Annotated in this window: 9 protein-coding genes; all 9 read right to left on the minus strand. The window is 60.6% G+C overall.

Going from position 1 to position 14,078, the window contains the following annotated elements:
- Positions 1-36: 36 nt before the first annotated feature.
- Positions 37-954 carry a sugar phosphate isomerase/epimerase gene (locus DWW12_RS05215; protein WP_117855338.1) on the minus strand — a complete coding sequence of 306 codons (918 nt, stop codon included), beginning with the start codon at positions 952-954 and terminating at the stop codon, positions 37-39.
- A 2-nt stretch (positions 955-956) separates the two neighbouring features.
- On the minus strand, positions 957-2,192 hold the full coding sequence (locus tag DWW12_RS05220) for a glycoside hydrolase family 105 protein (protein WP_117855339.1): 1,236 nt from the start codon (positions 2,190-2,192) through the stop codon (positions 957-959).
- Positions 2,193-2,299: 107 nt separating this feature from the next.
- Positions 2,300-2,968: an SGNH/GDSL hydrolase family protein gene (locus DWW12_RS05225; protein WP_117855341.1), complete on the minus strand. Its 669-nt coding sequence runs from the start codon at positions 2,966-2,968 to the stop codon at positions 2,300-2,302.
- 69 nt (positions 2,969-3,037) lie between these two features.
- Complete coding sequence (locus DWW12_RS05230; RefSeq protein ID WP_117855342.1) at positions 3,038-5,203, minus strand: pectinesterase family protein; 2,166 nt, start codon at positions 5,201-5,203, stop codon at positions 3,038-3,040.
- A gap of 131 nt (positions 5,204-5,334) precedes the next feature.
- Positions 5,335-6,930, minus strand: a complete 1,596-nt coding sequence (locus tag DWW12_RS05235) for a glycoside hydrolase family 28 protein (RefSeq protein WP_117855344.1) — start codon at positions 6,928-6,930, stop codon at positions 5,335-5,337.
- 114 nt (positions 6,931-7,044) lie between these two features.
- Positions 7,045-8,604, minus strand: a complete 1,560-nt coding sequence (locus tag DWW12_RS05240; RefSeq protein WP_157758022.1) for an MFS transporter — start codon at positions 8,602-8,604, stop codon at positions 7,045-7,047.
- A 379-nt stretch (positions 8,605-8,983) separates the two neighbouring features.
- Entirely contained in the window at positions 8,984-10,468 is a 1,485-nt protein-coding gene (locus tag DWW12_RS05245; RefSeq protein ID WP_117800000.1) for a UxaA family hydrolase, read from the minus strand.
- A 78-nt stretch (positions 10,469-10,546) separates the two neighbouring features.
- On the minus strand, positions 10,547-12,061 hold the full coding sequence (locus tag DWW12_RS05250) for a tagaturonate reductase (protein ID WP_117855346.1): 1,515 nt from the start codon (positions 12,059-12,061) through the stop codon (positions 10,547-10,549).
- A 96-nt stretch (positions 12,062-12,157) separates the two neighbouring features.
- Positions 12,158-13,585, minus strand: coding sequence for a glucuronate isomerase (gene uxaC, locus DWW12_RS05255; RefSeq protein WP_117855347.1), 1,428 nt, complete (start codon positions 13,583-13,585; stop codon positions 12,158-12,160).
- Between the last annotated feature and the right edge of the window lie 493 nt (positions 13,586-14,078).

Below are 14,078 nucleotides of genomic sequence, written 5' to 3' on the forward strand. Positions count from 1 at the left end.
GACCTCTACGACAATCTCTTTCGCCAACCTGCTTCGTTACAGAATCACGTGCTCGCACATCACGCTGCGGCCCATGCGCAGCAACTCGTCGCGCGAACGCTCGACCGTGGACGGTGTGCTGTTCTCGATAACGGTCATAATGCCCGGTCGCGCGGCCGCGGCCCAGGCGGCAATAGCCTCAAAAACAAAGTTTCCGCACGTACAGGCGCCGTGGCATACCAAACGAGAGCCCGAGCCATCACACCAGCCATCCTGGTCCTCGTTGTCTACGATCTCGTAGTCCTTTGCATGCAGCACGCGAATCTTGCTGCCGCACAGGTGCAACATACGCGACACCTGCTCGGAAGCCTCACCGACGATCGTGGGATGCAGCAGCGACACCGGGTCGTAGATCACGCCGAGCGCCGGGCTCGGGACGCGCTCCAGAACCTCGCGGCAGCGCCCGGGCGTATTGACGATCTCGTTCCAACCGGGCTCGATCAGAAGCTCGCCGCCCTCCTTTTCGGCCATCGAGCACACGCGTGCGAGTCCTTTGCAAAACGCATCGAGCGCAGCGGCCGAAAAACGGTCATCGGCCATCTTGTTCTGCGCGTTAGGGCGCCCCGTCTCGGTCCCCACCGGACAGCCCCCAAGCCAGCGCGCGAACCTCAGGCACGCCTCGTACTCGGCATAGGTATCCACCAGTTGATTCTGATCGGGCGTTGCCAGGTTTTTATAGCAGCCGAGCACCGCCACCTGCACGCCGTTGGTGTCGAGCACCTCGCGCAGATGGTCGGCGAGTTCGTGCGTAAGGCCGGAACGGTTAATGCCAAAGGACTTGTAGAGTACTTTGCTCGGCAGCTGAATGCACGAGAAACCCAGTTTGCCTGCCATGCGAATGCGCTCCTCGACCGTACCCTCGGGCAGGTCGTGCAGGCGCACGCCGACGCTCAGTGCGCCTTTTGACTGCGCCATGCCTAGACCTCCTTGCACGCATTGATGCCCGGCGTGTAGCCGCCAAACGGGTCGTCGATGGAGCACACGCCCGAAGGGGCAAGCGGATCGCGCTTACCGGCAAGCTTGTCATGATGCATGGTCTCGATATAGGCAAGCACCAGCGGCGCCACGCCCTTCGCGTCGTTTTTGACGACGGGCTCGCTCATGTAGTAGCCAAACGTGCCCTCGCGGTGCGCGGTGTTGCCAAGACCCGCCACCAGGCAGATGTTGTCGAGCGCCAGCTGTCCGTCGCGCTCGGACAGGCACGTGTCGCAGATGCCGTCAAACGCACGGCGGCCGTACTGGTAGTAGCGCTCGCCCAGCACGCCCAGGCGCACGCCCTTCATGATGGCGTTGGCAAAGATGGCGCTGCCCGACTCCTCCAGATAGTTGGGGGCGATATTGGGCAGGTTGATGACCTGGTGCCACATGCCGGTCTTCTCGTCCTGATACGGCAGCATGGCGTCGATCAGGTCGTGGAACATCTTGCGGATCTCGTCCTTCTCGGCCGACATCGAGGGCGGCATGAGCTCCCAGGTATCGATGAGCGCCATGGCAAACCAGCCCTCGGCGCGCAGCCAGAAGTTGGCCGAAAGACCGGTGACGGGATCGCACCAGAACTGCTTGCGGCTCGCGTCGTAGGCGTGATAGTACAGACCGTTGAGGGGGTTGCGCATCAGGTCATGCACGACCTGGAACATATGGAAGCTATCCGAGCAGGCACGGCGGTTGTGGAAGCTCAGCTCGTACTGCATGTAGAACGGCTGCGCCATGTACATGCCGTCGAGCCAGATCTGGTTGGGGTAGACGGCCTTGTGCCAAAACACACCCTCTTTGGTACGCGGCTGGGTTTCGAGCTGACGATAGATGGTATCCATGGCGGCACGGTACTTGGGTTTGCCTACCAGGTCATAGAGTTTGTAGAGGGTCTTGCCTGCATTGACGTTATCGAGGTTGTACTCCTGGGGATTGTAATGCTTGATGGTGCCATCGTCCTGGACAAAGAAATCGATGTAGTCATCGGCAAAAGTCAGGTAGCGCTGCTCGCCGGTGATCTCGTACAGCTCGATGAGTGCCTTGATCATGCAGCCGTTAATGTAATTCCAGGTGTTCTCCTTGCCGGCGCGAAGCTTTTCGATATTCCAGGCCGGCGCCTGAGGCGTAGAGGTCTCGATCAACTGCTCGATATAACGGTCCAGAATCTGATTGCAACCCATTGCTGTCCCCTCTGACGTTATTGATGGGTGAACGTTTACCCTAGTGTAACGCGAACGGGGATTATAGGGTGAACGTTAACCCTATAATCCCCGCAAACGGCATCCTTTTAGCGGCAAACGGCGGTGAGAGCCGCGGCAATGCGATGCGCCAGGCGCTCATAGCCGGTAGGGCTGTAATGCAGACCGTCCGGCATGTAGAGCTCGCGGTGCTCCGGCAAAAACGGGCTGATGCCGCTTTGCGCATACAGGTCGATCACCGGCACCGAGTAGCGATCGCAGACCTCCAGCATCGCGCGCACATAGGCGTCTTGCGTCAGGCCCAGATGGTTGGCCTCGTTGCTTGCCGGAATATCCTTCTCGTGTTTGCCGCTCGTCTTGCACGGCGTCATAAACACCAGCTTTGCCTGAGGCGAGCGCGCCGTGATGGTGCGGATCAGGTAGTCGAGCGCACCGTAGAACTCGTGCACGTCCGTGCTGCCCAGCTCTCCCAGCGGCACGTTACGGCTAAAGTCGTTAACGCCGCCAAAGACGATGCAGATATCTGCCGTGTGATCGATGCCGTCCAAGCGCTCGACAAACGAATCGCCACGGTCGGCCTTGACGGCAATACGCGAACCCTTAATACCAAAGTTCTCGATCGTAGCGCCGCCCAGCAGCGCACCCAGGTGCGAAGTCCAGGAGATATCGTTGCCTCCCCCGCCGCATCCGTTATCGCCCCAGGTGGTCGAATCGCCAAAGCAGCAGACGGTCGATTCGCTCAAGTTTTTCGTTTCCATATTCTTCTCCTCACCCGCACACCGGCGGTCATACAGGTACATACCGTTCATTCACAACATACCGAGGGACTATGCGTGGGCGTATTCCGCAACTTGCGAATCGAGCCATTCGATATCCTCGGCAAGATGCGCCACGCCCAGGTGGTGTCCACCCGGGCAGACCTCGTGCAGAAGGTTTTCGTCCTTGCCCAGCAGCGCGTAGGCGTCGCGAACGATATCGAGCTGCTCGTCTACGTTCGCAAGCCCGCGGGCGCCGTTGAGATGGTCTTTCTCGCAGCTCTGAACCAAGAGCGGCCGTGGCGCGACAAGCGATGCAATGTCGCCCATGTCGAGCAGACGCCAGAGTCCAGGCGTGTAATTGCAGCTGCAATTGCCGTTGAGGTGCAGTAGCGAATCATCAACGCCGTACAGATAGCCCGAGACAAACGCCTTGCGCACGCGCGGGTCGAGCGCGGACAGGTACAACGTCATGTAACCGCCGCCCGAAAAACCAAAGCAGCCCAGGTCGTCCATGGCAATGTCACCGCGTGTCTCCAAGTAATCAATCAAGCGCATGTTGTCCCAGGCGTTGAGGCCCGCGACCGTAAGACCCAGCGGCTCGGCCATACGTGCTTGATTCAGACACGTACCGCGCAGGTAGCTGTTCTCGTCGTCGCCCTGACCCTTCCAGTCACGACGGTATCCCCAACCACGCGCATCGGGGCAGACGGTCACATAACCCATGCGCGCCAAACGCAGACCGTAGTCGTAATTGAACTTACGCACGGCATCGTCGACCGCCGGCACGCCCGCAACGCCGGCTATGCTTGCAGCACCCGCCCCCTGGTGACCATGCGGGCAGATATAGCAGCGCTTGAGTCCCCGCTCGTCAAGCTTGGGGCGGGACGGCTCCAACAGGTAAAACGGCATCCACACATCGTGCTCAACCTGCAGCACCGCATGAGTACGCACGATGCTGCCGGCAACCCGCACGCGATTGAGCTCACGAATCTCAATCGGGGCGCGGTCCATAAGCGAAAGACCCAAAATATCGTACAGACGAGTCCTGGTCGCAGCCTTCCATGCCTCAAAGTCTGTGGGAGTCTTGCCCGTAAATGCGGCCGAGCGCCCCTCGCGCTTCAGTCGGGCGCGCAGCGCAGGTTCGTCCTCGTAGTACGTCTCGATGTGCACGGTGCGGCCATTGGCAGATAGCCCGGCCGTCTCTACCGCATCACCGTCGCCGCCCTCGGGATCCCAACCATCCGTGCCGGCAAGCACTCGGTCACGCGCATGGCGTTCGGAATCCTGACCGGTCAGGCAATGCGCCCACGGCACCCAAGCGGCAGTATCACCCGCCGGGCCAAACAGGGCACCGCCGGCATACAGGGTGCCGTCATGTGCCGCTGGCTTATTCCAATCCCACCAACCCTCGAGTGAAATATGGGGGCCCAGCCAGCATTCGAGCAAAACGGTCTGGGCCCACTCGCGCCATGGACGACCCAGATAGACCGATCCGGGGGCAATGCCCTCATCGGCTGTAAACGAACAGCCATGAAACACAAATCCGTACGGCTCGCCCTGGGGCGTGGAGGCTGCCGTTACATACCCGTTGACATCCATATCGCGGTTGAGCGAGCGAATCTCACACCCCTCAAAGTAGGCACGTGCGCCGCCAAAGATAAAGTCGACATCGCCCTCGATCCGGCAACGTCGAAAATACTGCCGCCCCACGCGGCGCGGGGCGAACTGCTTGGGGCCTATAAAGCCGCCCGGCTTGGCCTCGCGCGGCGGCAGCGGCCCCAAAAAGAGCGTGTCCTGGTGTCCCTTAATGCAGCAGGCATCGACAACCAGGCGGTCACCATCGGCATACAGGGCAATCGCCTGGCCGACCTCGCGCCCATCACCGGCGTTGTTTTCGATTGTTAGACCCGCAAGCGTCACGTCGTCGGCATCGACCAGCACCGTGTACGTACGGAAGGTGCCGAGTCTTCCATCCTGGCCGCTACCATCTTCCGAAGGCATCTTGGCACCCAGGCCTCCCACGATACGCACGCTGTCGGCCGTCTCGCCCTCGAGCGTCACATGCGGACGACGAATTTCGACCTGCTCGCGATACTCGCCCGGCGCCACCAGCACACGCACCGGCACGGTCGTATCGGACACGCACCGCTCCGCCGCCTCGAGCGCCGCCGAAATGCTGCGATACGCGCCTTCGCGTTCGAGCGATACCTCAAAGAGCTGCTCTTTACCACTCATCTGTCATCACGCTTTCTGTCACAGAACACCCACCATGCAATGCCGGCACCTATAGATTGCGTGCGACAGCCGGGCAGACCCGACCGTCGCACGCCTCAACATGCCGTATTCACTTGTGCAGGAGCACTACCCTACGCGTGGATAACCTTGTCGACGTTTTGCAGCTGCAGCTCGTCGCCATCCTGACCCTCGATGCGCACGTTCTGCAGGTCGAGGACTTTCACGTTCTGCGCGATGATGCCCTGGCGCACCATGGGCTCCACGCCGCAGGCCATGGCCGGCACAAAGGGCTCGGCATCGGCGGCAAAGGTCACATGGACATCCTGGAACGTCAGGCGCGTCACCTTGCTCTCGGGAAGGCCCGTGATATAGGCCGCGGCCGCATGGCAGTTGATGGCCTCGATATCGCAAAACGTCGTGGCGCCAAAGCCGGGCGTACGGTCGTCGACGGGCAGCGCCTCGCGAGACTGCACGTAGTCGGTCTTGCCGTCCTTGTCGCAGAAGTAGAACGAGTTGACCACGAAGGGCGTGAGCACCTTATCCATGCGAATGTGCTCGAAGGTGATGCCCTCGTTGACGGCGTCCTTGCCGCGTCCGCGGCGTGTCTTGACGCGCAGGCCGCGGTCGGTGCGCTCAAAGAGGCACTTGCTCACGGTGAGGTCCTTGATGCCGCCGGCGGCCTCGGATCCCAGCACCACGGCGCCGTGGCCGTCGTGCATGTAGCAGTGCGAGATCAGCACGTCGTGCGTGGCGGGACGGAGCTCGGGTTCAATGCCCAGTTTGCCGCTCTTGATGGCGATGCAGTCGTCCCCCACCGAGAACTGACAGCCAAGGATGCGGACAAAACCGCAGCTCTCGGGATCGAAACCGTCGGTGTTGTGGGAGTTCTTGGGACCCTCGATGGACAGGCACAGGGCATCGACGTGCTCGCACAGAATGGGATGGATATTCCACGCCGGGCTGTTGCGCACGGTAAAGCCGGCAAGACTCACGTTTTCGCACTCGGACAGGAAGATCATGCGCGGGCGGGCGATCTCGCGGCCCTCCTCGGGACGGAAGATGTTCTTAAAGTCCTTGTTCCACCAGTTGTCCTCGGCAAAATCGGTCTGGCCGTCGATGGCGCCGCGGCCATAGATGCACACGTCGTGCACGCTCAGGCCCGTAAAGGTCGAACAGTAGGTCGAGAAGCTCTCGCCTTCCCAGCGGCCCAGGGGCAGCATGTCGGTGCCGGCATACCCGGCGCCCTCGTCGCCCGTGACCGTGCCCGGAATGTAGGCAAGCGCCGCGCGGTCGTGACGGGCCAGCAGCACCGCGCCCTCGGCAAGCTCGATGTTGATATTGCTCTTAAGGAAGAGGGACTTGATGCGGTAGTTGCCGGCGGGGATCAGCACGCGCCCGCCCTTGGGGCAGGCCATGATGGCAGCCTGAATGTTGGTGGTGTCATCGTGCTCGGCATCGCCCTTGGCTCCGCAGTCGCGAACGTTGATGGTAAAGGGCTCCGCCGGCGTGGTGACGCCTACGCTCAACTCGCGCTCGCCGCAGACAAAGCGGATCAGGTTGCGCTTGCCGGGGGTCAGGCCATCGACATAGGTCTCGACCGTATTCGTGGTACCGGCGGGCTCATCGTTGACAAAGATCTCCCACGTATCGGCACAGGTAAAGTAGCCGCCATCGTCGAGCTCGATAACAGCCGCGCGGGCATTGCGCCAGATAACGTTCGTCTCCATGGGTCTCTCCCTCAAATGTAATCAGAAGTTCATACTACTCGTTTTTAAAAAAGGGCCGCACCCGCCGGTGGATCTCCGGTGGCACGGCCCTTTGGTTTGGACAATGCGTTGGCCCTACTCGGCGGGAATTACGCTGCCGTCCTGGAAGCCAACATTGTTGTGAGCGAAGCAGTCCTCGTACTTAAAGCCGGAGAGCTCCTCGCAAAGCGCCTTGACCTCGGGCTTGACGTCGGCCATCTTGCCACCCTCCTTGACACGGTGAATCTCGTCGCAAAGGATGTCGCACTGCTCCTTGTCAATCTTGATGCCGCGGGCAAGGACGGCCGCGAGCAGGAAGAAGCCGGCGCAGCCGATGAGCATGTAGCCGCAGATGTACAGAGGCACGGTGGCGGGCTGGGTCACGGCGTCGCTGTTGCCGGCGGTCTGAATGAAGCCGGAGGCAGCAAGGACGATAGCCCATACGTTGACGGCAACAGCCTGGGCGATCTGCTGGCAGAGCTGCTGTGCGGAGCTGTAGATGCCCTCGCGACGACGCAGGGTGATGAGCTCATCGACATCGGGGATGTAATTGAGCAGAACATCGGGCAGATACTGGAAGCCAACGTAGAAGAACTTCCAGATGGCGAAGATGATGGGGTAGGCGATCATGGCGATGGCGACCGTGGAGGTGCCGTTGATCTGACCAAAGGCGAAGTAGTTGTAGGCGATGATGCACGCGGCGCAACCGACGTTTGCCAGGTACCAAGACTTGTGGAAGCCCTTCTTGGCCATGAGGGCGACCCAGATGGCGGTGCAGACGATAGCGACGACCTTGCCGGGCATCTCCATCACGGACTCGTAGGACTTAGGAATCTGCAGACAGTAGACGATGAAGAAGGACAGGCACGCAGACCAGCAGGCAGCGGCGAGCTTCGTGGAGACCTGCGCATACAGGACCTTGCGGAAGGACTTGTTGCGGAAGGTAGAGATAACGTCGATGAAAAACTTCTTGATACCCTCGCCGACGCTCTCGATCTTCTCCTGAGCGACCTCCTCGGGGGTGTGCTCCCACGTAGACAGGTACACGCAGAGCAGCGAGATTGCCATGACCGAAGCGTTAATCGTAGCAATAATGAAGTAGCTGAACGGGTTGGTCTCGCCGAAGGTGCCAAAGCCAAAGCCGACGAGTGCTGCCATCAGGAAGCCGGCGGCGTTACCAAAGAGGTGCTTGTAGCCGGTGAGGTACGTACGCTCCTTGAAGTCATCGGTCATCTCGATGGTAAGCGGCGACAGGTTGGCGGTGCAGAACGTGTACGCGACGTTGTAGATCAGGTACAACACAAAGTAGTACGGGAAACCAAACGGCGTAGCCACAAAGATGAGCGGCTCGGCGACCATCATCGGGATAGCCAGCAAGATCCAGAAACGGCGGCGGCCAAAGATGCGGCCGATCTTGGTAGCGTAGAAGTTATCGGCCACAAAGCCCATGAGCGGGCACAGAATGGCGTTGAGATAGATGGCGAACGAGCTGATCAGCGCAGCCTCGCCTGCGGACAGACCGCACTCCGTGGACAGGAACAGCACCATGTAGCTGTGCGTAAAGCTCAGGGCACCGGAGTTGAGCATGCCGCCCATACCAAAGCCCAAGCGCGTCCAAAATGTGATCTTGCGCTTTTTACCGATCTTGTTAGTCATCGAGCTCCCTCTCTTTTCTCGATTGTCTTGTAACAAGACATTGGAGTCCATACCGATGTCTGTCTGCATATCGCCCACTCGTAGGGTGAACGTTTAGCTAGATTATGCGCGATTGCATATGATAGGTGAACGTTCACTTGTATATTATCCTTGAACGGTCGTTTTTTGCCGTTAAACGGATATCTGACTTGAAAAAAATCACGATTACATGGGTATTGAGTGGGTTAAAATTTGAGGTCGATTAGGTGAACGTTTATTGTTTTCGCCGCTCCCGTACCCTCAGGAAGACACGCCCGAACAGACAGAACAAACATGGCCCCGCCGGGAACACTCCCGACGGGGCCATGGTCAATAGCGCCCTATGCGAACCCATTTACCGCTACAGGCAGACGCCATCCTTCCAAATGCTGATCTCGTGGCAGCCGCGACGCTCGGCACTCGTAAGCTTGCCGCTCGCCGTGTCCAGCACCATCTGATACAGGTCGTCGGCAGCCTCATCGAGCGTGCGCTCGCCCGTAGCCACCACGCCGGCGTTAAAGTCCATCCAGTTGGCCTTGTGGTCGCACAGACGCTGGTTGGTGAACACCTTGAGTGTAGGCGCCGGTGCGCCAAACGGCGTGCCGCGGCCGGTCGAGAACAGGATTACGTGGCAGCCGGCAGCCGTCAGGGCCGTGGTGGATACCATGTCGTTGCCCGGACCGCACAGCATGTTCAGGCCATGCTTGGTAGCCTGACCGGCATACGGCAGCACGTCGACGATGGGGGCGGATCCGCCCTTTTGCACGCAGCCGCAGCTCTTGTCCTCGAGCGTGGTAATGCCGCCGTCCTTGTTGCCGGGGCTCGGGTTCTCATAGACGACCTCGCCGTGGCTGATAAAGTAGTCCTTAAAGCCGTTGAGCATGTCGGAGGCGGCATTGAAGACGTCCTGGCTCTCACAGCGATCGAGCAGAATGCTCTCCGCGCCAAACATCTCGGGAACCTCGGTGAGCACCGACGTGCCGCCGCGGGCGACAACCATATCGCTCACGCGACCGATCGTGGGGTTGGCGGTAATGCCCGAAAGACCGTCAGAGCCGCCGCACTTAAGGCCAATGACCAGCTCGGAGGCAGGAATGGGCTCACGCTTGGCCTGCTTGGCCAGGTCGGCAAGCTCGGACAGGATCTTGTGACCCTCGACCTGCTCGTCGGCTACATCCTGGCAGGCGAGGAATCGAACGCGCTCGCGATCAAAGTCACCGAGCTCGTCGAGTACCTGCTGGTGCGTGCAGTTTTCGCAACCGAGGGACAGGAACAGCACACCCGCAGCGTTTGCGTGACGCGAGAGCGCCACCAGCAGACGGCGCGTCTGGGCATGGTCGGCACCGGTCTGCGAGCAGCCAAAGGGATGCGGGAAGTAGTAAACGCCCTCCAGCGAGCCCTCGACCAGATCCTGAGCCTGCTCGCACATGGCACGTGCGACCTCGTTGACGCAGCCGACCGTGGGGATGATCCACAGCTCGTTGCGCGTGGCGGCGCGGCCATCGGCGCGACGGAAGCCCATAAAGGTCTCGGGCTCAACCGGCTCAACGACCGGATGCGTCGGGTTGTAAGCGTACTCGACCTCGCCCGAAAGGTTGGTCTTGACGTTATGCGTATGAAGCCACTGACCGGGCTGGATGTCGCCCGTCACGTGACCGATAGGAAGACCGTACTTGACGACGTCCTCCCCCGCCGCAATGGCACGCACGGCCATCTTGTGGCCCTGCGGAATATCCTCCGCGGCAACGACCTCGCCCACCCCGGGAACCGCGACGGCGGTGCCCTTGGCAAGCGGCGACAGCGCGACGATCACGTTGTCGGCCGGATTGATCTGGATAGTATTCATTACAAAGAGTCCTAACCCTACAGGTTGAGCAGAAGTCAGCGGGCGCCCGCCAGTTGCCCGGCGGGCGCACAGAAGGATTTAGGCCTGGGCGTTGGCAAATGCCTGCTTGGCGCCCTCGGCGCGCACAACGGCAAGCGCGTTGACGACAAACTCCTCAAGGCCGGCGATCTGCGTAAGGTCCTCGCCCCACATCTGCTCGTTGCTGAGCACGTCGTGCACCAGCTCGGCATCGTCTGCACCGGCGTGGGTGGCGTAGAAATCGAGCACGAAGGCATCGTCCTGAGCGGTGTACTCGGTGCCGTCGGCGCGGCGCAGGTGCAGGCCATCGCCCTCGCGAGCAACGAGCTCCTGCGTATAGAAGGCAATGAGCGTAGCGAGGCTCGTCGCCAGGCACTTGGGCAGGTTGCCGGTCTCGGCAACATAGTCCTTGAGCGTGGGCAGGTCGCGAGCACGCCATTTGGCGGTTGAGTTGAGGCAAATGGAGAGCAGCGCGTGGTCGATAAACGGGTTGTCGAAGCGGTTCTCGACGGCGGCGGCAAAGGCCTTGCAGTCCTCGACATCAAGATCGGCGGCAAGCGTCGGGATGACCTCGTCGTAGAGCATGGTGTTCATGAAGCCGCGAACGGTCTCGTCATGCATGCAATCGCGCACGATGTCAAAGCCGGCAACCCAGGAACCCGGAACAAAGGCAGTGTGGGCGCCGTTGAGGATGCGGACCTTGCGCTTCTTGTACGGGGTGACATCGGGGGTCACAAAGACGCCCGGCAGGCCGGCCTTCACGAAGGGCAGACGCTCCTTGAGCGACTCATCGCCCTGGATACCCCACATCTGGAAGGGCTCGCGCACGGCCAGGAAGGGATCCTCGTAGCCCAGGCGCTCGGCCACGGCAGCGGCCTCCTTGGGGTCGCGGATACGGCCGGGGACGATAGTGTCGACGAGCGTGGTGCAGACGGTGCAGTCGTTGGCCATCCACTGCGCAAACTCGTCCTCCCAGCCCCAGTCGCTCACGTACTGGTTCATGATGCGCAGCAGCTCCTCGCCGTTGTGATCGATGAGCTCACAGGCGAGCACGATGACGCCCGGCTTGCCGGCGGCCCAGCGGGTGTGGAGCACCTGGGCAAGCTTGGCGGGGAAGCTCGCGGGCGGCATGTCGTCGGCCTTGCAGGACGGATCGTAGGCGATACCGGCCTCGGTGGTGTTGGAGACGATAATCTCCAAATCGTCGGAGACGGCGACCTCCATCATGGCGCGGTAGTCGTCCTCGCGATACGGATTGAGGCAGCGGCTGCAGGCGCTGATCACACGGGACTCGTCGACCGTGTTGCCGCTCTCCTTGCCGCGCACCAGCACGGTGTACAGGTCATCCTGAGCGTTAATGCCGTCGGCAAAGCCAAAGGCACCGCTGATGGGCTGGACCATGACAACCTTGCCGTTCCAGCCGGTTGCCTCGTTGCCCATGTCAAAGAAGCGGTCGACGAAGGCGCGCAGGAAATTGCCCTCGCCAAACTGCAGAACCTTCTCGGGCGCGTCCTTGGGCAGCAGGTAGCCCTTGTAGCCGATCTTCTCGAGCGTCTCGTAGCTGATGTTCTCCATCGATGTCTCTCCTTAGATTGCTGTTAGCGTGCAGGCAAAACGGGGGCGCCGCGTGTGGCAACGGCGCTCCCGAGTTCGGTGTGATTCGATGCGGGTTTAGGCCTCGACGGTATCCAGGTCAAAGCCAAAGTAGCGGACCGCGTTGTTGTAGCTAATGTCGCGCACGATGGCTCCCAGCAGCTCCATGTCGGCCGGATACTTGCCCTGCTCGACCCACTCGCCGATCACGCCGCACAGCACGCGACGGAAGTACTCATGACGCGGGTAGGACAGGAAGGAGCGGGAATCGGTAAGCATGCCCACAAAGTTGCCCAGCACGCCCTCGTTAGCCAGAGCCGTGAGCTGCTCGCGCATACCGATCTCGTTATCGTTGAACCACCAGGCAGAGCCGTTCTGGATCTTACCGGCGGTCGGAGCCTCCTGGAAGCAGCCCATCACGGTATCGATCATGGTGTTGTCGATGGGGTTCAGGCTGTACAGAATGGTCTTGGGCAGACCCATGGCCTCCTGGATGGAGTTGAGGAAATCGGCCAGCTGGTCGGACGGCGTGTAGTTGGAGATGCAGTCGTAGCCGGTGTCGGGACCGAGCTTGGCGAACATAGCGCGGTTGTTGTCACGCTTGCAGCCAAAGTGCAGCTGCATGGCCCAGCCAAGGCGGACATACTCGCCGGCGACGAACTGCATAAAGGCCGTCTTGTACTTGAGGACCTCGTCCTCGGCAAGCGGCTCGGCGGCAAGGCCCTTGGCAAAGATAGTCTCGATCTCGTCGGCGGTAGCCGGAACGTACATAACGTAGTCGAGCGCGTGGTCGGAAGCGCGGCAGCCCAGCTCGTGGGCAACGTCGTAGCGCTTGGAGATGGCAGCCTTCATGCCCTCGAAGTCGCTGATCTCAACGCCAGCAACCTCGGAGAGATGCTTGCAGTAGTCGGCGAACTCCTGGCCACGCTCGATGCGCAGGGCGGCATCGGGGCGCATGGCGGGAACGACCTGAACGTCAAAACTGTCGTCGGCGGCAATCTTCTTGTGCCACTCAAAGCTGTCGGCGGGGTCGTCGGTAGTGCAGATCATGCGGACGTTGGACTGCTTGATGAGGTTGCGGCAGGTAAAGCTGGCCTCAGCGAGCTTGGCGTTGGCAAGGTCCCAGACCTCCTGAGCGGTTTTGCCGTTCAGGACGCCCTCGTAGCCAAAGTAACGCTTAAGCTCCAGGTGGCTCCACTCAAAGACGGGGTTGCCCACGCAACGGCCCAGGGTCTCGGCCCACTTCTGGAACTTCTCGCGAGCAGGGGCATCGCCGGTAATGAAGCGCTCGTCGACGCCGTTGGCACGCATCAGGCGCCACTTGTAGTGGTCACCGCCCAGCCAAACCTCGGTGATGTTCTCAAAACGCTTGTCGTCCCAGATCTCCTTGGGAGAAATGTGGCAGTGGTAGTCAACGATGGGCATGCCCTCGGCAAAGTTGTGGAACAGCTCCTCACCGGTTTTGGTGCTCAGCAGGAAATCCTGATCGTCCATGAAGTTTTTCATCAAACAACCCCTTTGTTGGCGGAGCGGGCGCACGATGCGCTCGTTATCCTCTAGGTGAACGTTCACTATACTAATTCATTGCGACTTAAAAGGTGAACGTTCACCTAACCACCATGGGGTGAACGGTCGATTTTGCCCGTTCAACGGTTACTGGAGCCGTGACTTGTATGTATTGCGAATTGGCAGGCGTCCCCGAATACCGAACTTGAGCGCTTTGGCCAGGTGGGTCATGTTCCGCCGTGCATTTTTGGGAGTATTCAGCATCGGAGCGCACCGCGCACCGTCCTCAATGCCCTACTCGATATGCATATTGCGCCCAATCGGCATAAAAAAGTGCCGCCGATGGCGATTTACGCCATCGGCGGCACTCAAAACAGTCGTTCTGAGCCTCTTTCGGGACACGCCATTGCTGAATACTCCAAAAAATGCACGTCGCAAGAGGGGGTACCTGGTAGCGCGCAGAGATGTGGTGTAAGAGGCGGGGAATGCCCCG

The sequence above is a fragment of the Collinsella sp. AF14-35 genome (genome assembly GCF_003464565.1).
Taxonomy (GTDB): domain Bacteria; phylum Actinomycetota; class Coriobacteriia; order Coriobacteriales; family Coriobacteriaceae; genus Collinsella.

Excerpts from the sequence above, each read along its gene's own strand:
- DWW12_RS05235 (WP_117855344.1), bottom strand. The coding sequence starts at position 6,930 with ATGGAGACGAACGTTATCTGGCGCAATGCCCGCGCGGCTGTTATCGAG.
- DWW12_RS05225 (WP_117855341.1), bottom strand. The coding sequence starts at position 2,968 with ATGGAAACGAAAAACTTGAGCGAATCGACCGTCTGCTGCTTTGGCGAT.
- DWW12_RS05220 (WP_117855339.1), bottom strand. The coding sequence starts at position 2,192 with ATGGGTTGCAATCAGATTCTGGACCGTTATATCGAGCAGTTGATCGAG.
- DWW12_RS05230 (WP_117855342.1), bottom strand. The coding sequence starts at position 5,203 with ATGAGTGGTAAAGAGCAGCTCTTTGAGGTATCGCTCGAACGCGAAGGC.
- DWW12_RS05215 (WP_117855338.1), bottom strand. The coding sequence starts at position 954 with ATGGCGCAGTCAAAAGGCGCACTGAGCGTCGGCGTGCGCCTGCACGAC.
- DWW12_RS05245 (WP_117800000.1), bottom strand. The coding sequence starts at position 10,468 with ATGAATACTATCCAGATCAATCCGGCCGACAACGTGATCGTCGCGCTG.
- uxaC (WP_117855347.1), bottom strand. The coding sequence starts at position 13,585 with ATGAAAAACTTCATGGACGATCAGGATTTCCTGCTGAGCACCAAAACC.
- DWW12_RS05250 (WP_117855346.1), bottom strand. The coding sequence starts at position 12,061 with ATGGAGAACATCAGCTACGAGACGCTCGAGAAGATCGGCTACAAGGGC.
- DWW12_RS05240 (WP_157758022.1), bottom strand. The coding sequence starts at position 8,604 with ATGACTAACAAGATCGGTAAAAAGCGCAAGATCACATTTTGGACGCGC.